Genomic DNA, 21606 nt, shown 5'->3' with positions numbered 1-21606 from the left:
GGCCCTGAGAGCGGGCCTGCGCGGTGCCGTCCTCGTGTGCCTGGTGACGACCCTGGTGCATCTCGGTGCCGTCTTCCTCCACGTGGCACCTCCCAACCCCGTCTCACAGCGGTACAGCCGGCAGGTCGTCGCGTGGGTGTATCCCCTTTTCGAGCAGAACTGGCAGTTGTTCGCCCCCAACCCCGACTCCGTCAACCGCAGGGTGTGGGCCAGGACCGCGCACAGTGGGCCCGACGGCTCAGCGCGGGTCAGCCCCTGGATCGACCTGACCGCCCTGGACCGTGCCGCCGTCGCACACGACCCGTTTCCCAGCCACACGGCGCAGAACCTCCTGCGCCGTGCCTGGACCTCCTACGTCGACACACACGGCGCGGACGACAGGGCACGCTCTCCCCGGGCCGTGATGATGCAGACGTACCTGAGCAACATCGCCGCGGACCGCGTCGCCGGTCGGCGCGCGGGCACGTTCGAGTTCATCCAGCTCCGGGTCGTCACCTCGCCCGTCGTCGCGCCTGGCACGGCGGCCGGCCGGCGGCCCCCCGAGCCGGTGGAGAACCGGCTCCTGCCCTGGTGGAAGGTGACCCCCCGTGGGAAGTGAGAAGGTCCGCGACCTCCCGGCCGACACGGCCGTACCGGGCGGGTCCGAGGACGGCGCGTGGGCCCGCGTCCACCGTCTGCTCCTCGCCCGGGCCGACGGCATCTGCGACCTCCTCACCGGCCGTCCCGTGTCCCTGTACGCCACATCGGTCCTGCGGATCGGGTACGGGCTGCTCTACCTGGCCTTCCTCCTCCGGGAGTTCCCCCACCGGGACGAGATCTGGGGTCCCGGCTCCCCGTGGACACCCTCACTGGCGGCGCAGCTCTTCGACCAGACGGGCTGGTGGAGCTTCCTGCTCCTGTCGGACAGCCGCGCCTACTTCGAACTCTGCTATGCGCTGGCTCTCCTGACGTCCGTGCTCTTCCTGCTGGGCTGGCGGACCCGGGCCACGTCCGTGCTGTTCGCGGGCGTGGTGGTCTCCTTCCACGCCCGGGCGATCTTCATGACGGACGGCGGCGACAATCTCCTGCTGCTGATGGCCCTCTACCTCACGCTCACCGCGTGCGGTCGGTGCTGGTCACTGGACGCACGCCGCGCGCGGATCAAAGCGGCGCGTACGGACGTCGCCCGCACGCGCCACGTCGTCGCCCAGGACCTGCGTGCGGCCCGGCGGACGCTGGTCACCGTGGTGCACAACTGCGGCGTCCTCGTGATCGCGGCACAGGTCTGCTTCCTGTACGGATCGGCCGGTCTGTACAAGGTCCAGGGCTCGTTCTGGGACGACGGCACCGCCCTGCACTACGTGCTGAACCTGGAGCTCTTCCAGCCGTGGCCCGCGCTCTCCCACGCCATGGACCGGTATCCGCTCGCGATGGCGGTCGCCGGCTACCTGACCGTCCTCACCCAGGTCGCCTTTCCGTTCGTGCTCTTCGGCCGGCTCAAGTACCCGGTCCTGACCGTGCTCCTGGGCATGCACGTCGCCATCGCCGTGGTGCTCGGACTGCCGCTCTTCTCGGGCACGATGATCGTCGCCGACGCGGTGTTCCTTCCCGACCGCTTCTACGCGTTTTTGCCCCACCTCCTGCGGCGCGGTACGCGTCGATGCGACGGGCCGTCGCCGGAGCGGGGAACAGGGCTCGGATCCGTCCCCCAGCAGGGCGGCCACCCGGACGGGCGGGAGGAGTACAGGCCGGTGTCACGCCCGGCGAGCGGTCACGCCGGTCCGCCACCGTCCGGCTCGACGACGGCGCCGTAGAAGCCGCGCGACGCGTGATCGGGGAACGGCCGCCCCCTCGTGAGCGCTTCTCGCCACACGGCCCCTCCGCACCGCGACGGAACGCGGAGTAGTGTGGTCCGTACCGAGGGCATTTCGCACACCGGCTTCCACGCCGGGTCGTTCCCGGCGAACGAAGAAACCCGGGCCGCCGCAGAAGCGGCCCGGAGACGGGTCCGCATCATGTCGGCGACCTTGCTTCCCACCCTGGCGCACGCCGAGCCCGCCGCAGCCCCGGCCGCGCGCCTCGCCCTGAAGACCGACGGCCCCCGGGGACTCCTGGACGGAGCGTGGTGGCCCAGGTCCCGAGACCTGCTGCACGAACTCCCGGCGCTCATGGACGTACTGGATCCCCTCTGGGGCCGCATCACCCGTATCGCCGTCAACCCCGAGCACTGGCCTGCCATCCCGCGCAAGATCCCCGTGGCCGGGCACATCGTCAAGGCCGGCTGGTTCACCCCGGAACTCGACCCCCACAAGCTGCTGCTGCTCTCGTACGGCACCGGCCGCTGGGACCTCCTCGTCATTCCGCCCGAGACCGGGGCGGCGTCGGCGGCCCGGCTGATGGCGGCCGCGTCCGGGCACGACGGGCCGCCGCTGACCGCGAGCGCGCTCATCGCCGCGGACGATGCCCTCGACGACGTCCCGGGCAACGACCGGCCAGGGCGCCCGGACGACATGTGGGAGTACGAGGGCGGCGCCTCGGCGGTACCCGCGGCCGTTCCCGGGCAGGCCGGTCCGCCGGGGGCGGCCAGCCGGCTGATCGTCGGTATGTGAGGTGGCCGCCATGACCGCCTTCCTGACGATCGTCGCCTTCCTGGTCCTCGTCGCGGTGGCGGCGTACGTGATCCACCGGCTCGGGCTCCAGCACGCCGACAGGATCGCGGCGTACCGGTACAGCACCCCCCGGCCCGGTCGCCGTGGTCGTGTCGCGCCCCAGCCGCACCCCGCGCCCTGGGCCGGCGTCCGGACGTCCGACAGGCGACCCGGCAGCCCCGCCCCGGCACCCACCCGGCCCGCGGCGACGCGATCCCGGGGCGTGGACGCAGGCTCCGGAGCACCCGAGGATCCGAGCGACTGAACCGAGGCGTCATGACTCTTCCGCGGCTGAACATCTACCGCCACGACCGGGGGGCGCGGGCCCTGGTCACCCTGGCCGGTGTGATCGACCCCGTCACCGCGCCCCGGGTGCGCGCCGCTCTCGAGCAGTGTCTGCGGGACGGCATCACCCTCATCGACGTCGATCTGACCACTGTCGACCGCTGTGACGACAGCGGCCTGCGCGTCTTCCTCGACGTGTCCGAGCATGCCGCCGAGTCCCAGGCGTTCCTCCTGCTGCACCACCCCTCCCCGCAGACCGAACGACAGCTCATGGACACGGGCTGCGATGGTCTGCTCTATCCGATGAGGCCGGGAGGGGCGCGCCCTCAGCGGGCTTGACGTCGGCAGAAGCGCCCCAGGGAACGGCCCGCCGGACGGAGGGCGCCGGTGCGCCGGCCGAGCCGTACGCCGGTCGCGCCCCGCGCCGCCCCGTCAGCCCACAGGACCACGCCCGCTCCCCGTGTCGATGAGGATCTGTTCCGCGTCGCTGACGTTGTCCGCCTGGACCGCCTGGGCCATCGCGGCACGGGCGGCATCCGGTGCCGTGTCGGGCGGGACGACCAGCAGCGAGAAGATGTCCCGGTCACCCCGGGTGATCAGGACCGTGTCGTCACCGACCGGGAAGGAGTCGATGTGCACCACGCGGTCGTCCACGACGATACGCGTCGGCAGACCCTCCCAATCGGCGGCATCCAGCCCCACACGCGACACGGGGCCGACGTGGGCGACGAGGGCACCCAACAGGGCGGGCAGCTCGGCACCGATGTCGCGCGAGCGCGGCCACCACGCGCCGTCGAGGACGCCTCTGCGTGATGCGGTCGTCTCCAGCCGCAGAAGCGCAGATCCCGGTCGCACGGCCTCGTGGACGCCACTGGGCAGACGCCGGGGAACAGGTGGTGTGTCCGAGCTGGTCATGAGGACCACCCGTCGGTAGGGCCGGTGCGACGACGGGACCCCGCCCCGCACCTCCCACGCTACTCCTGGCGCCACACTCACCGACGTCCGCAGATCGCCCGCCCTCCCGCCCCGCCCCCGACGAAACCGATCCAGCACACATGAAGTCGGGAAGCCCCATGAACACTGGAGAACTACGGAGTGGTGTTTTCCCAGGCCAGACGCACTCCGACCGACATCTCCGCAGGTCACAGCCCCGCCCAGGGAAAACTCCTAAAGCGGGTGTCGCAGGTTCGAATCCTGCCGGGGGCACCAACAGAAGGGCCAGCTCAGGAGGGGTGTCCTCCCAGGCTGGCCCTTCGCCTTGTTGAGGGTCGTGCCACGGACGTGCCACTACGTGCCCGCGGCCCGTGAGCTGCCGACGAAGACACGTCCGTCGCAGCGAGTTCGGAGGAGCGCCCGACGCCCGGTGTCAGACCCGCCCGCCAGAATCCACCCATGCTGATAGCGACCAACGGCCGTGGATCCGAGCGGAAGCGCCCCACGAAGCCGGCAGTAGGAACCATGCTCGCCAACCTGAGACGCGGCAACGAGTACCTGATCCTTGAGCGCCGGGACGAGGAGCGGGAGGGCGACTGGTACATCCAGGTCTGGCTCCGCGACAACAACACCTATCAGCTGGAATACCGCGACGGTGTCCCTGCGGAGCACTACCAGACCCGAACGCTGTCGCAGGAGAAGGTGTTGCAGGCTCTCCTCGGCTGGATGCTCGACAAGCCCGATGGGCGAGAGGGCTTCATGTGGACCAACATCGGCCCCATGTTCGCGCGGGCCACCGAGGGCGAGGACGAGCCGACCGCTTAGAGCCGGGCTGTCGCCCACCTGATCACGTGGCCGGGAGTTGGTACGCCAGGATGTAGGCGTCCGCCGCCGCGTCCCGCGCCCAGGCCCCGGCGCCCGGCGGTCCGGCGCCGACGGCCGTCCTCCCGGGGGCCCCGCCGGTGCCCGTCCCCGCCCGGCTGCGCGAGGACATCAAGGAGGCATACGCGCATTCCGACGCCCTGCTGGAGGAGGAGCGGTTCGCGCAGGCCGCCGAGGTACTCGGCGAGGTCATCGAACCTGCCGCCCTCGCCCTCGGCCCCGAGAACAAGCAGGTCCTGGCGCTGCGCCGCCAGCGAGCGGCCATCCGCCTCCTCGGCGGCGACTACCGGGCCGCCCTGCCCGAGTCCGACGCCCTCGCCGACGCCTACGCCCGTATCGCCGGACCCACCGGCGAGCAGGCCCGCGCCTGCCGCGCCGAGGCCGCCCGCTGCCGCGCCGAACTCGGCCAGGTCACCGACGCGCTGACCGCGCTCCAGGGCGTGCTGAACGTCGTGCGGGCCGTCCACAGCGACGTGAGCGAGGAACGGTCGAGATCGCCGAGGCGCTCGCCGTGATCCGCCTCAACCTCGACGGTTCGGCTTCCTGACCCGCTTCCTCCAGAAGCAGCATCGCCACAACCATGCCGCTCTGCGGCCGAGGGTTTCGCGACGGTCACGTCGCCGGGTGGTTCGGCGCTCACCGGTGTGGCCGCGAGGTCGGTGGTGCCGCCGGCCGTGTTCCGATCCTCTGGGACGAGTCCACCGCGCCGGTTTCCGACTTGTCGTGGGCTTGCTGGTCGGATGTCGGCCGACGGGAGTGAGCGTGAGCGAGATCAGCGTGCCGGAAGGACGGCAGACAGTACGCTGAACCCAGCGGGATCGGGCCCGCGGCCCAGTGTCCGGGAGGTGCTTCATGACGGCCGAAATGGTGGCCCCGGCGTGGATGCATGAGCAGATCACGGCGGAGGAGTACGACTCCTGGTCCGAGGACCAGTGCGCCGGTATCGAGATCGTGGACGGGATGGTCGTCGTGAGTCCGAGTGCGTCCAAGCGGCACAACCGGCTCGCGCGGATGCTGGCGAACGCCCTGGATGCCGCCGCGGGCCCGGAGTGGAACGCCGACACGGACTTCGACGTCCGGCTTCAGGACGTCCCGCTCACCAATCGCCGCCCGGACGTCATCGTGTACCGCGCAGACACGATCGACATCACCCCCACCCGCCCGGAGCACGTGCTGCTGGTCGCGGAGGTGGTGTCACCAGGATCGGAGACCACCGACCGGATCGTGAAGGTCGACCAGTACGCCAAGGCAGGCATCGGCTTCTACTGGCGGATCGAGCAGGCCGCGACAGGTGTTCCTCTCGTGTACACCTACGTCCTCGACCCCGCGACGAAGGCCTACCGGGACGGAGACGTGTTCACCGGCGTCCTCAAGGTAGCGGCCCCCTTCCCGGTGCAGATCGACCTCGGCCAGATCTGACCACTCACTGCTTGGCAGTCGGTGACGGGTGAGCGATGCGTGAGCGGACTGCCCGATACAGGGCGGCATGAGCCGGATCAAGCGGCCCACCGTGCGGTTCTGACCAGGGAAACAGCACCGCGCGGCAGCGCCAGGCACCACCCACTTCTGACATCAACGGGGCCGGTCACTGACGACCGGGACGCCTCCGCAGCAGGCGGTCCATGTGGCTCATGGCCTCGCGCTGGGTGTCCTGGACGACGTGTGTGCAGGAGGTTGCGCGGCTCGACGGGACGACCGTTCCGGGTGGCGAAGACATAGTCCGACTCCTGCCGGCTCTCCCCCGCCTTGGTCCGATCCGCTGCTTGCCGCATGCGCTGCCAGCGCAGGGGCGCGATGCAGAGTAGAGCGGGTCCTTGCGCGAGGCGGCGAGGAAGTCGAGCGTCTCGTCCAGGGTCCAGGGGTGCAGCTCGGGCGGGTCCGTACGGGGCGGATCAACGAGCTTGGCGACGTTGCGGGTGATCAATCGCGCAGCTATTCAGACGACGATCCCTCGGTTGAATTGTGATCGCAGCCGGGCGTGTTGTCCTCCTGTCGATTGATCCGACATGAATCATTTCTGTTGGTGTTCCGGTACCACTCACGCGAACGTCACTCGCGATCCGCCCAAGGAGCCCCGATGCGTCTGAGCATCTCCCGTATCGCCCCCATCCTCATGGGACTCATCCCCGCTGCTCTTGCCTTCGTCGCGCCGCCCGCTACCGCACAACCTGCCGCACCGGATCCGGACCCACTCGGCGTGTCGCAGTCGGCTACGGCGCCTACCACCCCAGGGGTCGGCACTCCCTCGGCCGAAGCGAGCGCAACCACTCCTGCCGCCAGCCGGTCACTGATCGTGAGATTGACCAGTTGCAGCGAGAGCGACCTGCAAGCCGCGATCGGCGCTGTCGCCACAGTGGGCGGCACGGTCAACCTCAGGCGCGGCTGCACCTACACCCTCACCGACGCCGCACCGCCCAACGGCGATAACGGACTGCCGGCCATCAGGAATAAAGTCACGATCAACGGATACGGCGACACCATCACCCGAGCCGCAACCGCTGCACATTTCCGTTTCTTCGAAATCGACGGCCCCAACGGAAAACTCACTCTCAACGACCTGACCCTCAGCAACGGTCACGCGTCCAGTGGCCTTGGCAACGGCCGGGGCGGTGCCATTTGGCTCCAGGGTGGCGGTTCCGCGCTGACGCTGAACGACACCAGCCTCACCACCAACACCGCCGACACCTTTGGTGGGGCCATCGACAACGACAATGGCGCGGTGAGCGTCAACAGGAGCACGCTCTCCGACAACACAGCGAGGGCGGGCGGGGCCGTGTTCGTGAGCCCATTCGGAGGTTCCGGCACGGCGACTGTCGACAGAAGCAGGATCAACGGCAACCACGCCACCACACTGGCCGGCGGGATCGCCGCCGCCGTCGGCACGAAGGTGACGCTGACCGGCACCCGGGTCACCGACAACGATGTCACCGGTACCAGTACGCAGGGCGGCGGCATCGCGCAAGCCGGAACCATGACGCTGAAGAGAAGCAAGGTCATCGGCAACACCACCACCGGTAACAATGCGCAGGGCGGCGGCATCTTCAATGTGGCCGGCACGGTGCATCTCACCGACAGCCCGGTCACCGGCAACACTGTCAACGGCACGAACTCCCGCGGTGGCGGCATCTTCAATACGGCCTTCGGCACGGTGACCCTCGACCATAGCCCGGTAACCAAGAACCGAGCGCTGGGAACGGGTGCAGACGGTGGCGGCATCTTCAGGGCCAGCGGCACGGTGCAACTCACCGACAGTCCCGTCACCGGTAACCAGCCCAACAACTGTGGTAGCCCCAGCACCGTACCCGGCTGCTCCTAGTGCAACCGTGATCGAACTCGGCCGCCCACCTGCGGATTTCCGTAGGGGGGCGGCTTTGACATCGACGGCTGGTATCACCGCGGGCGGTCACTGACGAGCGGGGCGCCTCCGCGGCAGTGGATGGTGACCTTCCGGGGCAATGGTCCTGCTGGGGAAGCGTCGGCAGCCTTCTGACAGGATCTTCGGATGCGTGAGCAAGCGTCATCCAGGTCACAGAACGCCAACGCCGGCACGGGCGAAGCCGAGTTGGCTGCCGCCGAGGCCGGTCGGCCCGGTGCGGCACGTGCGTATGCCGAACTCCTCACCGCCAAGGGCCAGGTGGACGAAGCGCTGCCCTGGTGGGAGAAGGCGGCTGAGGAAGGGGATGCCGAAGCGGCTCGTACGCTCGCCATCGTTCACAAGGACCGGTGGGATTTCGCGGCGGCCGAGCGGTGGTATCGCATGGCCGCCGACCGGGACGGGGGGTGTGCGTTCGGACTGGCCACGTTGCTGAAGGAGGCGGGGGATCGGTCCGGGGCTCAGGAGTGGTACGCGCGGGGCGCCGAGCTGGGCAGCCTGGAGTGTGTGACCAACGGGGCCGTGATGCTTGCCGGGCAGGGTGCGTGGGAGGAGGCGCTGGCCCGGCTCGGCGAGGCGTGCGAGAGAGGAGACCGGAAGGCCTTCCAGGCGCGCCACATCGTCGAACGCATCCTGGACGACCTGGAACGATGGGAGGACGCGCTCGCGGCGGCCGAGCGGGACGGGGACCCCGAGGCCGCCTACGACGCGTTGAGTGATCTGCGCGACCCCGAGTACCAGGGCATGTTCGACGCCTATCCCAGCACGGTGGGGGCGGCGGAGGCGCTGTACGCCCGGGCCGCCGCGCTCGGCAGTGCCCGGGCGCTCGTGGACCAGGCCATCCTCGTGGAGCGGGATGCGAGCCGATGGCCGGAGGCCCGCGCCCTGGCCGAGCGCGGCCACGCACGGGGATACGCCGGTGCCGCCTTCGTGCTGGGGATCTGGTGGGAGGAACGCGGCGAGCTGCGGGAGGCGGAGAAATGGTTCCGCGCAGCCGAGGAGAACGGCGGCCACGACCTCGCCTGCCTCCGGCTCGGCGTGCTGTACAAGCGTCAGCGCCGACTCGACGAGGCGGAGGAGTGGCTGCGCAGGACCGGGGTGGACGAAGGGAACTACGACTCGTTCAACGGGGTCCAGGAGCTGATCGTCGACACGCTCAAGGAGATCGCCGAGCTGCGGGCGGAGCCCGAGAGCCTGGCGGACACCGAGCTCCGTACCCGTCTGCCCGGCCTGCGGACCGCCGCCGAGGCGGACGACGCCGGCCCCGAGGAGATGTTCGCCTACGCCGACGCGCTCGACCGGCTGCGCCGGCTGCCCGAGGCCGCCGAGTGGTATCGCCGGGCCGGCACTCCTCGAGCCGGCCTCGCCCTCGGCCGCATGCAGCACCAGCTCGGCGGGGCCAAGGGCACGTACATGCTCCCGCTCTACGAGCCCGCGGCGGCGGCAGGGGACGCGGAGGCGGCGTACGACATCGCCGAGATCCACTCCGAGGCCGGGGACAAACGCTCGGCCGGTGTCTGGTACCACCGGGCGGCGCTGCTCGGGCATGGCCGGGCCGCCTGGCACGTGGGCTGGATCTGCGAGGAACGCGGCGGCGACCCGCAGTTCGCGGAGCGTTGGTATGTACGGGCGGCGAAGACGGGCCTGGCCCGGCCGGCCTACCTGGCGGGCATGAGCATGGTCCGGTACGGGCGCCATGCCGAGGCGGAACGATGGCTGGTGATGGCCTGGGACGACGGCATCGTCGAGGCGTCGTACTACGTGGGGCGCGCGCTGCGCGGTCTCGGGCGCGAGGAGGAGGCCGTCGAGTGGCTGCGGCGCGCCGTCGAGCGGTACGCGGAGTTCGAGCGTGAACGGTACGGATTCAACAGGCTCGATCCCCGGCCCGAACTCGCCGAACTGCTGATGAAGTCGGAGCAGGACGAGGAGGCCGCAGACGTCGTGACGAAGATCCTGGAGGAGTACCCGGGCCACCTGCACGGCAACCGCTACGCCGGCATCCTCGCCCGCCGCAGGGGCGACCTCGAGACGGCCGCGCAACACTTCGAGAAGATCGCCGACAGGGACGGGGACGGAAGCGTCGGGTCGACACTGAGGGAGATCAGAGACCTCCTGGCCCAGGTTTCGCACCCGCACTGAACGCAGGGACGGCCGCCGGCTGCCCGACAGTGCACCGCAAGACGCCGCGCCGGCCGTCAAGCACCGGCTGCGCTCCGCTCCGCCGGGCAGTGGTGGGTTCAGGGGGTGTGCGCCATGGTCGGCCCCGGCGCTGTGCCCCGATCGGTTTCATCCTGCACGAGCAGGGACAGCAGGGAGGCCACGGAGAGGCCGGCTTCTGCCGGATGGCGCAGCACCTTGTCGGGCTCGATGCGGTAGGTGTTCGTGCGCCCGTCCCGAGTGTGGGAGAGGTAACCGTCCTGCTCGAGATCGGCGATGATGCGCTGGACGGCGCGCTCCGTGAGCCGGCAGCGGGCGGCGATGTCGCGGATCCGGACGTTCGGGTTGTCGGCGATGGCCGCCAGTACGCGCGCGTGGCTGGTGATGAACGTCCATCCGCTGTGAGGTTCGGGCACTCCAACCATGCCCAGCATTTTAGGGGACCCTCATTGACGAAGCCAGATACATGACATACTTTTCCGGTAACTGACGACGTGCTCCGCGCTGCGTGCAGCGAGAAGGGGCATCGAAGGTGTCCTGGAGGCCGTCATGCCAAAGCTCATCAGTAGCGCCGGTGCCATGCAGGGGGCGGACCAGGTCGGCGGGCCTGGACCAGCGGCTGCGTTGCAGCAGTACGAATGCGGCGGCGCCTGGGTGATCGCCGCTCACGGCTCCTACGACATCCACTCGGTCCCGCCTCTGGAGGCGGCACTGAACGCCGCTGTCAGGAAGCATGCGAAGGTGGTCCTGGACGCCTCCGGCATCGACTTCGCGGACTCGTCGTTCCTCAACCTGTTGATCCGCGCCCACCAGACGGGCACCCTGCGCGTGGCCGCGCCTCCACGGCAGCTTCAGCGCCTGTTCGTGATCACCGGAACCGACGCCGTGCTGGAGATACGAGAGACCGTCAAGGACGCCGCACTCTCCTGAGCCGGCCTGAGGACGTATCTCACGGACATCGTCATATACCGCGCTGACACGATCGACGTCACCCCCACCCGCCCCGAGCACGTGCTGCTGGTCGCGGAGGTGGTGTCGCCGGGCTCGGAGACCACTGACCGGATCGTGAAGGTCGATCAGTACGCCAAGGCAGGCATCGGCTTCTGCTGCAACAGAACTACGTGTGAGCCCTGGGAGCCGCAGACCTGACCGCTCGGGCCGTCGGCGCGCGCGGGTCTCGGGGCAGGAGCGCCGCCGCGGCGAGGCCGCCGAGGGCGATGGCCGCCAGGGTGATCATCGCGACGGCGTAGGCGCCCTTGGTGAGGCCGGCCACGAGGATGGTGCCCGCGATGGCCGTGCCGAAGGACGAGCCGAGGTTGGACACGCTGCGGGACAGGCCCGAGATCTCTCCCTGCTGTGCCTCGGGGAAGCTCGACTGGACGACGTTGACGGACGGGGTCAGCATCACGCCCAGGCCGAGCCCGATGAGGAGCAGCCCGGGGACGAACGCCCACGCGGTGGAGAAGCTGCCGGCCAGGGTGATCAGGACGACCACGCCGGCGAGGGAGACGACGAAGCCGGACATGATGAGCGTGCGCTGGGGGTGCCGGCGGGCCAGGCGTTCGGCGGACAGGGACGAGAGCAGCAGGCCCAGGGTGGCCGCCGTGAAGACGACGCCGGTCTGGATGGCGTCGTAGCCCCGCACGACCTGGAGGTAGGCGGCGACCGTGAAGGACGTGCCCATGAGCAGCAGCCATTGGATGTTCTGGGTGACGAGCCCGAGGTTGGAGGTGCGGTTGCGGAAGAGGCTCAGGGACAGGAGCGGTTCCTGGCCGGCTGCCTCCTTGGTGCGGCAGGAGCGGAAGAACCAGGCGAGCACCAGGGCTCCGAGCACCAGCAGGGTGATCATGAGCCAGACGCTGTTGTCCGCCGCCAGGATGCCCATGACCACGAGGACGAGGCCGACGGCGGAGAGGACCGCGCCCGCGGTGTCGAAGGAACGGGTCGGGTCCGGGGGCAGCGGGTCGTCGATGCGACGGCTGAGCAGGACGATCACCGCGATCACCAGGGCCTGGAACACGAAGGCCGCACGCCAGCTGATCGCGGTGGTGATCAGGCCGCCGATCAGCGGTCCTGCCGCCGCTCCGATGCCGCCCAGGGCCATGACGACCCCGAAGGCGCGGGCCCGGGAGGTGACATCGGGGTAGAGGAGGGTCGTGAGGATGTAGACGGGTGGGATCAGCAGCGCGGTGCCGATGCCTTCGAGGATCGAGTTGCCCAGGATCAGAACGCCCAGTCCCGGGGCGGCAGCGCTCAGCAGGGCTCCGATGGCGTAGACGACCAGACCGGTCAGGAAGCAGCGTTTGCGGCCGTAGCGGTCGGTGAGTTTGCCGCCCGGGATCATCAGCGCGGCCATCACCAGCAGGAAGACCGTGATGGCCACCTGCACGCCCTGGACCGTGGTGTCCAGGTCCTTGCTGATGTCGTTGATCATCACGTTCATGTTGGAGCCCGCGAAGCTACAGATGAACTGCGCCAGCGCGAGGGCGGCCAGCACCCGTCTCTGCCCCGACGAATGACCCGCCGCATGACCCGCCGAATGGCCCGACGAACGCCTCGTCCCGCCCGTCTCAGCCACCGGGGGTACCCCCGCCCGTGTCCTCGTCCGGCGCCGTGAGGCCACGCGTTGCCGGGTGTCCGTGGTCGCCGTGGCGCGCTCCGGTCTGTGCCTTCTGAAGCTCTTCGTCGAGCGCCATGGCCGCGGTGACCAGGGCGAGATGGGTGAACGCCTGCGGGAAGTTGCCCAGTTGCTCGCCGGAAGGGCCGATCTCCTCCGCGAACAGGCCGACATGGTTGGCGTAGGTGAGCATCTTGTCGAAGGCGTGGCGGGCCTGGTGGAGCCGGCCGCTGCGGGCGAGTGCCTCGACGTAGAAGAAGCTGCACAGGTTGAAGGTGCCTTCGGAGCCGCGCAGGCCGTCGGGGGACGCCTTCGGGTCGTAGCGGTAGACGAGACTGTCGCTGACCAGGTCCTCGTCCATGGCGTCCAGCGTGCTCAGCCAGTCGGGGTCGTGGGGCGAGACGAAGCCCACGCGCGGCATCAGCAGCAGCGAGGCGTCCAGGACGTCGGTGTCGAAGTGCTGGACGAAGGCCTGCCGCTTGTCGTGCCAGCCGCGTTCGACGATTTGGCGGAATACCGTGTTCCGTACGCTGGTCCAGCGGGCGATGTCGGCCGGGCGGGAGAACTCGGTGGCCGCGCGGACACCCCGGTCGAACGCCACCCAGGTCATCAGCCGGCTGTAGGTGAAGTCCTGCCGCCCGCCCCGGGTCTCCCAGATCCCTTCGTCGGGCTGGTCCCAGTGGTCGGCGAGCCAGTCCAGTACGTCGGTCAGTGCCTGCCACCCACGGATCGCACCGACGTCCCCGCCCACGATCAGTGCGTCGGACGCCTCGCCGTAGATGTCGAGCTGGAGCTGGTCGGCCGCCGCGTTGCCGGTGCGCACCGGGCGGGATCCCCGGTACCCCTCCAGGTGGTCGAGGGTCTCCTCGGTCAGGTGGGGGTCGCCGTCGACCCGGTACATGATCTGGAGGGGGCCCGCCGCGGGCGGGCTCCCGGCTTCGATGCGCTCGCGCAGCCAGCGGCGGAAGGCGTGCGCCTCCTGGTGGAAGCCCAGGTCTATCAGCGCTCTGACCGACAGCGACGCGTCCCGTACCCAGGTGTAGCGGTAGTCCCAGTTGCGTTCACCGGCGATCTGCTCCGGCAGGCCCATGGTCGCGGCGGCGACGGGCGCCCCGGTGGGGGCGTACGTGAGCAGTTTGAGGGTGATCGCGGACCGGTTCACGATGTCCTGCCAGCGGCCCCGGTAGGTGCACGAGCGCAGCCACGACAGCCAGAAGGTACGGCAGGTCTCCAGGGCGTCGGCGACGCCTTCCAGCGTCGGGCGGGGCGGGGCGGGGGCCCGGCCGGGGGTGCTGGTGAGCACGACCGCCGCGGCCTGGCCGGCGGAGAGAGTGAAGCGGGCGCTGATGTCGTTGCCGTCCTCGTGGAAGACGACGCCGGCCGTGGACTGGAGATGCAGGTCCGCTCCCGGGCCGTGGAAGACGACGGCGTGTGCGTCGGCCCGCGAGAGCGTGTGTGTGGCGCGGCCGTAGTCGAAGCGGGGCTGGCAGCTCAGCTCGAAGGGGAGACTGCCCCGGACGACCCGTGCGATCCTCACCAGCTGGTGGACGTCGGTCGGGGCCGGGGAGTCGTTCGGCACCATGAAGTCGGCCACCTCGCCGACCCCGCCCGCTGTCATGAACCGGGTGACCAGCACGGCCGTGTCGGACAGGTACAGCTGGCGGACGGTCATGAGGTCGCCGTCGGGCAACTTCGCGGCCAGGCGGCAGTGGCCACCGCGTTCACCGTCCAGGATCGAGGCGAAGACACTGGGCGAGTCGAAGCGGGGGGTGCACCACCAGTCGACGGTTCCGTCGGACGACACCAGGGCGGCGGTCTGGAGATCGCCGACCATGCCGTGTTCCGCGATGGGCGGGTACCGGTTCACGTGGTCCCCCTGCTCGGTCGGGGACGCCGTGACGACGCGGCGGGGAGCCGTCACGGACCTGTGCACCCCAAGCGTTCGGCACGCCCGTGCCTGCCGCCTCACCCCCTGCGGGTGAAACCCCCGGGCGAAGCCCGTAGGGTGCCGGCCATGGTGACTGCGACGGTCCGTGAGTGGTACGACGAGGAGGGCTGGGGCGTGCTGGACTGCCCCGAGACCCCGGGCGGCTGTTTCGGCCACTACTCCGACATCCAGGCGCCCGGCTTCCGCACCCTGTCGCCCGGGCAACAGGTGGACCTCGAGTGGGAGGCTCCGGGCTTCCAGCAGGACGGGTACGACTACCGTGCGGTGAGCATCGTCCCCCGGCCGGCCTGACCGATCTCCGCGGCGTGCTCCGCGCGAGCGTCATCGCCTCCACCACCGTTCGTCTCCACCCGCGATCGTCTACAGTTCCGTAGACCGTCTACGGGGTTGTAGACGGTGAGTGTCCGGCCGCCGAGCCGACGGAGGACCATGCGCCCCAAGATCCTCGTGGTGGAGGACGATCACGTCCTGCGTGACGCCCTGCGCCGCGGCCTGTACGAGGAGGACTTCGCCCCGGTGCCGGCCGCCGACGGTGCCACCGCCCTCCGGCTCGCCACGGACGACGTCGCGGCGGCCGTCCTGGACGTGGGCCTGCCCGACGCGGACGGCCGGGACGTGTGCCAGGCGATGCGCGCCAACGGCTTCCCCGGACCGGTGATCTTCCTGACCGCCCGGCACCGGCTCACCGACCGCCTGTCCGGCTTCTCCGCCGGGGGCGACGACTATCTGCCGAAGCCCTTCCACCTGGCCGAACTCGCCGCCCGGCTGCGGGCCGTCCTGCGGCGGACGGCCGCCGCGGCGGTCACCTCGGCCGGTGACCTGGTCCTGGACCCGGTGGACCACAGCGCGAGCGTGCGCGGCGCCCGGGTCGCCCTGTCCCCGACCGAGTTCCGGCTGCTGGCCACGCTGGTCGCCGCGCACGGGACCCTCGTACGCCGCCGCGAGCTGGTGCGGGCCGGCTGGCCCGAGGGCGCGCAGGTCAGCGACAACACCCTGGACCAGTACCTGAGCCGGCTGCGCCGCAAACTGCGGGAGGCGGGCAGCGGGCTGACGATCGGTACGGCGCGCGGGATCGGACACCGGCTGTCGTGAACCGTGCCTCGCGTGCCCTGCGGCACCTCGCCCCGCGCACCCTGCGCGGCCGGCTCTCCCTGGTGGCGCTGACCGCCGCGACCCTGCTGATGACGGTCCTGACCGTCGTGTTCAACGCCGTGATGGCCCGGCACCTCCAGCACCAGGCGGACGACGAACTGCGCACCCGGGCGGCGGCGGTGGCCGCGACCGTCGACACCACCGGGCCCCGGGTGCGGGTCCTGGAAGCCGCCGACGACCGCCTCCTCGACACCAACGTGTGGATCTACGCCGGCACCCGGCTGCTGGAGAAGCCACCGTCCGCGACGGCGGGCGACCCGACGGCCCGTGCCGCCGACCGGCTGGCCGCCCGGCCGGGGGACGCCTGCGCGACGGTTCAGGCACCCGGTCACCGGCCCGTACGGCTGTGCGCCCGGCACGTCCCGGGCCGCCGCGCCACCGCCGCCGTCGTCACCGCCCTGGACCTGACCCCGTACCGCAGTTCGGCCGACACCCTGCTGGTGGGATCACTCGTCCTGGACGGCGTGATGCTCGGCTGCACCTACGTCCTCACCCGGCTGGCCGTCGGCCGGGCGCTGCGCCCGGTGCGGACGATGACCGACCAGGCCACCCAGTGGAGCACGGTGGGTTCCGACGAGCGCTTCGGTACGGCGGACCACCCGGCCGAACTCGCCCGCCTCGGCGCCTCCCTGGACGCGCTCCTGGACCGCATACGCACCGTCCTGCGCCACGAGCAGCAGCTGACCGGAGAGCTGTCCCACGAACTGCGCACCCCGCTCACCCGGATCGTCATGGAACTCGACTGGTGGCGGGCCCGGCCCCGCACGGACGCCGAGACCCGCGCCGCCCAGGAGGTGATCGCCGAGGCCGCCCGGTCCATGCGGACCATCTGCGACACGCTGCTGAACGACGCCCGCGAGAACGCGGTGCACCCGGCGACGGTCCCCGGGACGACCGACGTGGTGCCCGTCCTGGACCGCCTGCTCCGGCACCTCGGCCCCCCGGACCGGGTGCGGACCGCGGTGGAGACGGAAGCGCCGGTGCTGGAGGCGGGTGTCGCCCCCGCCCCTCTCGAACGCATCCTCAGCCCCCTGCTCACCAACGCCGCCCGGTACGCCCGCTCCCGGGTGACCGTGTCCGCCCGGCGGGTGCCCGGCGCCGTACGGATCGACGTCGTCGACGACGGCCCCGGGGTGCCGGAGACCTTCCGGGACGAGCTGTTCCAGCCGGGCCGGCGTGCCGATCCCGGCGACGGGCACGACGGCGCGGGCCTGGGGCTGCCGCTCGCGCGCCGCCTGGCCCGCGCCGTCGGCGGCGAGGTGTCCTACGACCCCCGGCACACGCCGGGGGCCCGGTTCACGGTCAGTCTGCCCGCCGGGTGACCGGTGCCCGCCCCTCCCGCCCCGACCGGCGTTCCTGCACCTGGGCGTAGGCCATCAGTCCGAACAGGACGGCGAGGAGCACGGCGGACGAGCCCATGGTCCCCAGGTTCAGGCCGCCCTTGGCGACCGGCTTGGTGAGGAAGTCGCCGGCGGTGGCGCCCAGCGGACGGGTGAGGACGAACGCGATCCAGAACAGCAGCACGTTCGGCACCACGGGTACCTTCATCAGCGCCACCAGCACGGCCAGCACCCCGGTGACGAGCAACGCGCCGCCCAGGTAGCCGAGGCCGGAGCTGTCGGAGAGGAAGTCGCCCATCGAGGTGCCGAGGGTGTTGGAGACGAGGATCGCCGACCAGAACAGTGCCTCGCCCCGGAAGGTGACGATGTCGCGGATCTGGAACGTCATCCCGCTCAGCTTCCAGGCGACGAAGATCACCAGGAGGATCGAGAGCAGGATCGCCGCTCCCTCCGGATAGCCGAGGCCCAGGCCCTGCGGTCCCCAGCCCAGTTTCGTCGCGCCGTTCGAGAGGTACTTGGCACTGGCGTCGCGGTTCATGAAGTCGGACATGGTCGTGCCCGCCATGGAGGTGGACAGGATCACGGTCCAGTAGAAGAACGGGTTGTAGTGGCTGGAGCGCAGCTGGACCACCAGCGTCACCACGAAGACCAGGAACAGCACGACCGTGGTCAGGAAGTAGCCCAGCTTCAGGGTCTGCGCGAAGAGGTCGCCCGCCGTCTCGCCCAGGGTCGTCGCGGCGATCTTCATGATCCAGAACGCCAGCGTGACCTCGGGCAGTTTCTTCATCACCGACCTGGTCCTGTTCGACGCGCGCGGCACGTCGAGGTCGGTGAGGACCTCCGGTTTCTCCACATCAACTCCTCTGTCCGAACGGCCGTGACCCTCGACCGTGGCACAGGCTGCCTGAACGCATCCTGAATGCCGGCCGCGTGTCGGGTCAGACCGTGTTACGGGCGGCAGCGGCCGTGGACTCAATGACGTCCTTGCGCGTCACCCGTTTTCTTTACGGATCCCTGACACCGGAACGGGATCCAGGACGCCCCTCCGCGCTGTCCTCCCGGTTGTCCTGTACCGGACGGAAGAGCGTGTCGGAGATGGGAGTGCCATGGAAGGCACCGTCGTCGCAGTGGTGATCGTGGCCGTGTTCGTGCTGCTCGTGCTGAAGAGCGGGATGCGCGTGGTCAACCAGGTGGAGCGCGGGGTCGTGTTCCGGTGGGGCAAGGCGCTGCCCCACTTCCGGCAGCCCGGCGTCACCTTCCTCATCCCGTTCGCCGACCGGATGCGCAAGGTGAACGTGCAGGTCATCACCATGCCGGTGCCCACCCAGGAGGGCATCACCAAGGACAACGTGTCGGTGAAGGTCGACGCGGTCGTCTACTTCCGGGTGACGGACCCGGTCCGGGCCGCCATCGAGGTGCAGGACTACATGTTCGCCGTCGGCCAGGTCGCCCAGTCCTCGCTGCGCTCCATCATCGGCAAGAGCGACCTGGACGACCTGCTGAGCGACCGGGAGCGGCTGCACGAGGGGCTGGCCCTGATGATCGACAGCCCGGCGGCCGGCTGGGGCATCCACATCGACCGCGTCGAGATCAAGGACGTACAGCTGCCGGAGTCGCTGAAGCGGTCCATGTCCCGCCAGGCCGAGGCCGAGCGGGAGCGGCGGGCCCGGGTCATCACCGCCGACGGTGAGTTCCAGGCCGCGCAGCAGCTCGCCAACGCCTCCCGGATCATGGCGGACACCCCGGAGGCCATGCAGCTGCGCCTGCTCCAGACCGTCGTCGAGGTCGCCGCGGAGAAGAACTCCACCCTCGTGATGCCGTTCCCGGTGGAGCTGCTGCGCTACTTCGACCGGGCCGTGCAGAAGATCGACGCCGACCTCAGCACGCCTCGGGCGCCGCAGGCTCCGACGCCGGCTCCGGCTCCGGCTCCGGCCCAGGAGAACCCGCAGAACGCCGAGCCCCAGCAGTAGCCAGCGCCAGCGTCACCCCCACCGAGCCCGCCGCCAGCGCGGTCATGCCGACGGCGGGCGAGGTGAACTGGGCCAGCGCGCCGGCGAGGACCGCGCTCAGGCCCTGCCCGGTGAGCATGCCCGCCGAGTGCAGCCCCAGCGCCTGCCCGGCCAGTTCACCCGGGGTCAGCTCCATCAGCCGCTCCTGCTGGACGAGACTCGCGCCGAACCCGGCCGACGCGAGCGTCACGCACACCACCGCCACGGCCAGCGGAGGATGCGCGCAGAACACCAGGTACGGCGTCGCCAGCAGCAGCAACAGCGGCGTGGCGAGCCGCCGTCGGACGGCGCCCGGCAGCAGCCGGCCCACCGTTACATCCCCGGCGAACATCCCGAGCGCCGCGCAGGCGAAGAGGGTCCCGGCCGCGTGCGGGGCGTACGGCACGAAGAGGGACTCGCAGCCGACGACCAGTCCGTTGGGCAGCCACAGGCCCAGATAGGTCAGACGGCGCGGACGGGACGACCACAGCAGCGCGTTGGTCCGCCAGGTCGCCGTCGGGGAGGGGCGGCCCTGGGCGCGGGGCGGGCGTTCGCCCAGCCCCAGCCGGAGCACCAGCGCGGCCGCCAGATACAGCCCCGCCGACAGCAGCAGGCAGAGCCGCGGGGACAGCGCGGCGAGCAGTGCGCCGCCGGTGGCGAACCCGGTGATCTGCATCAGCCCGTTCGCCATGTTGAACAGCGAACGCCCCGGCAGATAGCCGCCCTCGGCGAGGATCTCGTTCAGCAGCCCCCAACGGACCCCGCCGCCGAGCGAGGCGACGAGCCCCAGCAGGAGGACGACACCGAGGACCGCGCCGACCGGCAGGCCGGGCAGCGCCTGCACCGCCGTACCGGCCGCGAAGGCCAGCGCGATCGCCGTGAGGGCCGTCCGCGGGGGCAGCCGGTCCGCGCCGGACAGCAGGACGGTGGCGCCCAGCACCTGGGCGAGGGACGGACCGAACATGCTCAGCGCCGACAGCAGCGGGGAACCGGTGGCCCGGTAGACGAGCGTGCCGAGAGCGAGTCCGCCGACGGTCTGCGCGGCGGTCTGCGCCGCCGAGCCGAGGAAGAGCGGTGTGAACTCAGGGGTGCGGAAAAGGGACCGGTAACTGGGCATGCCGGGGAGTCTCGGGCGCCCCGCACCCGGCTCGTTAATGTTTCGCCGTGGTGCGAAAGGTCGTACGGCCGTGAGGGGGTACCGGGGTGGGGTCGTGGCAGCTCGACGCGGACACCCTCGCCCGCAGCCGGTTCGTGGTGTCCCCGTCGGCGGAGACCTTCGCCCGGCTGAAGCTGCTGCACGCCGGGCGTGCGGCGCACCCCGGTGAGCGGGAGTGGCTCGACCGCCACCTGCCCGGCTACCGGGCCCGGCTGGCCGCAGATCCGGTGACGGCCCTGCTGGTACGGGCCGGGCTCGGCCGGCACTGGATCGCCGACTTCCTCACCCCCGCGCCCCGGGACGGCGAGCGGTTCGCGGACGCGGTCGCCCGGGTGCGCGGAACCGCCCCGGCCGCCGCCCGCGCCCATCTGCGCACCGCCCTCGCCGGCCCGCTCCCCGCCGAGCTGGACCGGGACGACCTGCCCGAGCGGGCGGCCGCGCTGCTGGAGTGGGTGTGGGAGGAGACCGTACGGCCGTACTGGGGGCGGCAGCGGCGGGTCCTCGAGGCCGATGTCGTCGCGCGGACCGCGCAGGTGAGCCGGGGCGGATGGGTGAGCGTGCTGGACTCGCTGCGGCCCGGGCGCACCCGCTGGCTCGGCGGCAACCGGCTCCGGATCAACCTCCAGGAGTACCCGCCCCGGGACATCTCCGGCGCCGAGCTGCTCTTCGTGCCGGTCACCCCGCAGCGCCAGGGCTGGGTGGCGTGGGAGGACGGCGAGCGGTACGCGGTGATCTACCCGTGCGGAGGTGTCCTGGCCGACGCCGGCGCCCGGCCGGTGCCACCGGGTCTGGGCGCGCTGCTGGGACCGGCCCGCGCGGAGGTGCTGGTCCTGCTGTCCACCCCGCTGAGCACGACCCACCTGACGGCAATCACCGGCCAGGGTCTCGGCTCGGTGGGCCGGCATCTTCGGGTGCTGCGGGAAGCGGGCCTGGTGGAGGGGCGCCGCTCGGGCCGGTCGGTGCTGTACACACGAACGCCGGTGGGCGACGCGCTGGCGGGGGGCTGCGGCGCGATGGTGGCGCGGGTGGCTGCAACTCCCTAGGGGCGCGGGGAACTGCGCGACCGGCCACAACGGACCCGCAGCCAAAAACGCACCCACAGCACCCGGTGTTCACCGGCCGAACCCGCGGAGCGCATAGCATCCGGG

The 21606-nt window shown here is 70.9% G+C and carries 21 protein-coding genes and 3 pseudogenes; 17 read left to right on the top strand and 7 right to left on the bottom strand.

Annotation, left to right across the window (positions count from 1 at the left end):
• Nucleotides 1–43: 43 nt before the first annotated feature.
• The 5 genes from ACWCV9_RS34190 (at nucleotide 44) to ACWCV9_RS34170 (ending at nucleotide 3251) form a co-directional block, all read left to right on the top strand.
• On the top strand, nucleotides 44–598 hold the full coding sequence (locus ACWCV9_RS34190) for a DUF5819 family protein (protein ID WP_450792458.1): 555 nt from the start codon (nucleotides 44–46) through the stop codon (nucleotides 596–598).
• Between the two features lie 76 nt (nucleotides 599–674).
• Nucleotides 675–1793, top strand: a complete 1119-nt coding sequence (locus ACWCV9_RS34185) for an HTTM domain-containing protein (protein WP_450792483.1) — start codon at nucleotides 675–677, stop codon at nucleotides 1791–1793.
• 93 nt (nucleotides 1794–1886) lie between these two features.
• Nucleotides 1887–2588 carry a DUF5994 family protein gene (locus ACWCV9_RS34180; protein WP_385847125.1) on the top strand — a complete coding sequence of 234 codons (702 nt, stop codon included), beginning with the start codon at nucleotides 1887–1889 and terminating at the stop codon, nucleotides 2586–2588.
• A gap of 10 nt (nucleotides 2589–2598) precedes the next feature.
• On the top strand, nucleotides 2599–2892 hold the full coding sequence (locus ACWCV9_RS34175) for a hypothetical protein (protein ID WP_385847127.1): 294 nt from the start codon (nucleotides 2599–2601) through the stop codon (nucleotides 2890–2892).
• 11 nt (nucleotides 2893–2903) lie between these two features.
• Nucleotides 2904–3251, top strand: a complete 348-nt coding sequence (locus ACWCV9_RS34170; RefSeq protein ID WP_450792456.1) for an STAS domain-containing protein — start codon at nucleotides 2904–2906, stop codon at nucleotides 3249–3251.
• 93 nt (nucleotides 3252–3344) lie between these two features.
• On the opposite strand, the gene ACWCV9_RS34165 is transcribed toward ACWCV9_RS34170, so the two are convergent.
• Nucleotides 3345–3827: a DUF5994 family protein gene (locus ACWCV9_RS34165; RefSeq protein WP_450792454.1), complete on the bottom strand. Its 483-nt coding sequence runs from the start codon at nucleotides 3825–3827 to the stop codon at nucleotides 3345–3347.
• Between the two features lie 477 nt (nucleotides 3828–4304).
• Here ACWCV9_RS34165 and ACWCV9_RS34160 point away from each other — a divergent pair, with 477 nt between their 5' ends.
• The 3 genes and pseudogenes from ACWCV9_RS34160 (at nucleotide 4305) to ACWCV9_RS34150 (ending at nucleotide 6146) form a co-directional block, all read left to right on the top strand.
• Entirely contained in the window at nucleotides 4305–4670 is a 366-nt protein-coding gene (locus tag ACWCV9_RS34160) for a hypothetical protein (protein WP_450792453.1), read from the top strand.
• Nucleotides 4671–4732: 62 nt separating this feature from the next.
• A pseudogene (locus ACWCV9_RS34155) lies at nucleotides 4733–5212 on the top strand (serine/threonine protein kinase); the annotation flags it as partial.
• Between the two features lie 367 nt (nucleotides 5213–5579).
• Entirely contained in the window at nucleotides 5580–6146 is a 567-nt protein-coding gene (locus ACWCV9_RS34150; protein WP_385847130.1) for a Uma2 family endonuclease, read from the top strand.
• 166 nt (nucleotides 6147–6312) lie between these two features.
• Here the strand turns inward: ACWCV9_RS34150 and ACWCV9_RS34145 are convergent.
• Nucleotides 6313–6651 (bottom strand): annotated as a pseudogene (locus tag ACWCV9_RS34145) (site-specific integrase); the annotation flags it as partial.
• 153 nt (nucleotides 6652–6804) lie between these two features.
• Here ACWCV9_RS34145 and ACWCV9_RS34140 point away from each other — a divergent pair.
• Complete coding sequence (locus ACWCV9_RS34140; protein ID WP_450792451.1) at nucleotides 6805–8043, top strand: hypothetical protein; 1239 nt, start codon at nucleotides 6805–6807, stop codon at nucleotides 8041–8043.
• Nucleotides 8044–8229: 186 nt separating this feature from the next.
• On the top strand, nucleotides 8230–10239 hold the full coding sequence (locus ACWCV9_RS34135) for a tetratricopeptide repeat protein (protein WP_450792450.1): 2010 nt from the start codon (nucleotides 8230–8232) through the stop codon (nucleotides 10237–10239).
• Nucleotides 10240–10337: 98 nt separating this feature from the next.
• Here ACWCV9_RS34135 and ACWCV9_RS34130 read toward each other — a convergent pair whose 3' ends face one another.
• Nucleotides 10338–10682 carry a helix-turn-helix transcriptional regulator gene (locus ACWCV9_RS34130; RefSeq protein ID WP_450792448.1) on the bottom strand — a complete coding sequence of 115 codons (345 nt, stop codon included), beginning with the start codon at nucleotides 10680–10682 and terminating at the stop codon, nucleotides 10338–10340.
• Nucleotides 10683–10806: 124 nt separating this feature from the next.
• On the opposite strand from ACWCV9_RS34130, the gene ACWCV9_RS34125 reads away from it, so the two are divergent.
• Together ACWCV9_RS34125 and ACWCV9_RS34120 are read left to right on the top strand one after the other, a co-directional pair.
• Entirely contained in the window at nucleotides 10807–11187 is a 381-nt protein-coding gene (locus ACWCV9_RS34125; protein WP_450792447.1) for an STAS domain-containing protein, read from the top strand.
• 24 nt (nucleotides 11188–11211) lie between these two features.
• A pseudogene (locus ACWCV9_RS34120) lies at nucleotides 11212–11361 on the top strand (Uma2 family endonuclease); the annotation flags it as partial.
• 13 nt (nucleotides 11362–11374) lie between these two features.
• On the opposite strand, the gene ACWCV9_RS34115 reads toward ACWCV9_RS34120, so the two are convergent.
• On the bottom strand, nucleotides 11375–12754 hold the full coding sequence (locus ACWCV9_RS34115; protein WP_450792445.1) for an MFS transporter: 1380 nt from the start codon (nucleotides 12752–12754) through the stop codon (nucleotides 11375–11377).
• Nucleotides 12755–12827: 73 nt separating this feature from the next.
• On the bottom strand, nucleotides 12828–14741 hold the full coding sequence (locus ACWCV9_RS34110) for a glycoside hydrolase family 15 protein (RefSeq protein ID WP_450792482.1): 1914 nt from the start codon (nucleotides 14739–14741) through the stop codon (nucleotides 12828–12830).
• 147 nt (nucleotides 14742–14888) lie between these two features.
• On the opposite strand from ACWCV9_RS34110, the gene ACWCV9_RS34105 reads away from it, so the two are divergent.
• The 3 genes from ACWCV9_RS34105 to ACWCV9_RS34095 all read left to right on the top strand — a co-directional run bounded on the left by ACWCV9_RS34105 (nucleotide 14889) and on the right by ACWCV9_RS34095 (nucleotide 17296).
• On the top strand, nucleotides 14889–15113 hold the full coding sequence (locus ACWCV9_RS34105) for a cold-shock protein (RefSeq protein ID WP_450792443.1): 225 nt from the start codon (nucleotides 14889–14891) through the stop codon (nucleotides 15111–15113).
• Nucleotides 15114–15251: 138 nt separating this feature from the next.
• Nucleotides 15252–15914, top strand: a complete 663-nt coding sequence (locus tag ACWCV9_RS34100) for a response regulator transcription factor (protein WP_450792442.1) — start codon at nucleotides 15252–15254, stop codon at nucleotides 15912–15914.
• A complete protein-coding gene (locus tag ACWCV9_RS34095) occupies nucleotides 15911–17296 on the top strand; it encodes a sensor histidine kinase (protein WP_450792440.1) in 1386 nt (461 codons plus the stop codon). The genes ACWCV9_RS34100 and ACWCV9_RS34095 overlap by 4 nt, the downstream gene beginning before the upstream one ends.
• Here the strand turns inward: ACWCV9_RS34095 and ACWCV9_RS34090 are convergent.
• Nucleotides 17277–18167: a COG4705 family protein gene (locus tag ACWCV9_RS34090; RefSeq protein WP_450792438.1), complete on the bottom strand. Its 891-nt coding sequence runs from the start codon at nucleotides 18165–18167 to the stop codon at nucleotides 17277–17279. The two genes, ACWCV9_RS34095 and ACWCV9_RS34090, sit on opposite strands and share 20 nt — an antisense overlap.
• A gap of 253 nt (nucleotides 18168–18420) precedes the next feature.
• Here ACWCV9_RS34090 and ACWCV9_RS34085 point away from each other — a divergent pair, with 253 nt between their 5' ends.
• Nucleotides 18421–19284: a slipin family protein gene (locus tag ACWCV9_RS34085; RefSeq protein ID WP_450792436.1), complete on the top strand. Its 864-nt coding sequence runs from the start codon at nucleotides 18421–18423 to the stop codon at nucleotides 19282–19284.
• On the opposite strand, the gene ACWCV9_RS34080 is transcribed toward ACWCV9_RS34085, so the two are convergent.
• Nucleotides 19193–20419, bottom strand: coding sequence for an MFS transporter (locus ACWCV9_RS34080; RefSeq protein ID WP_450792435.1), 1227 nt, complete (start codon nucleotides 20417–20419; stop codon nucleotides 19193–19195). The two genes, ACWCV9_RS34085 and ACWCV9_RS34080, sit on opposite strands and share 92 nt — an antisense overlap.
• A gap of 86 nt (nucleotides 20420–20505) precedes the next feature.
• Here ACWCV9_RS34080 and ACWCV9_RS34075 point away from each other — a divergent pair, with 86 nt between their 5' ends.
• Nucleotides 20506–21501: an ArsR/SmtB family transcription factor gene (locus ACWCV9_RS34075; protein WP_450792433.1), complete on the top strand. Its 996-nt coding sequence runs from the start codon at nucleotides 20506–20508 to the stop codon at nucleotides 21499–21501.
• Nucleotides 21502–21606: the final 105 nt, after the last annotated feature.

It is taken from the genome of Streptomyces sp. NPDC001606 (genome assembly GCF_053596835.1).
The sequence above is the reverse complement of the archived record's forward strand: the minus strand, read 5'-3'. Positions and strand labels throughout refer to the sequence as shown.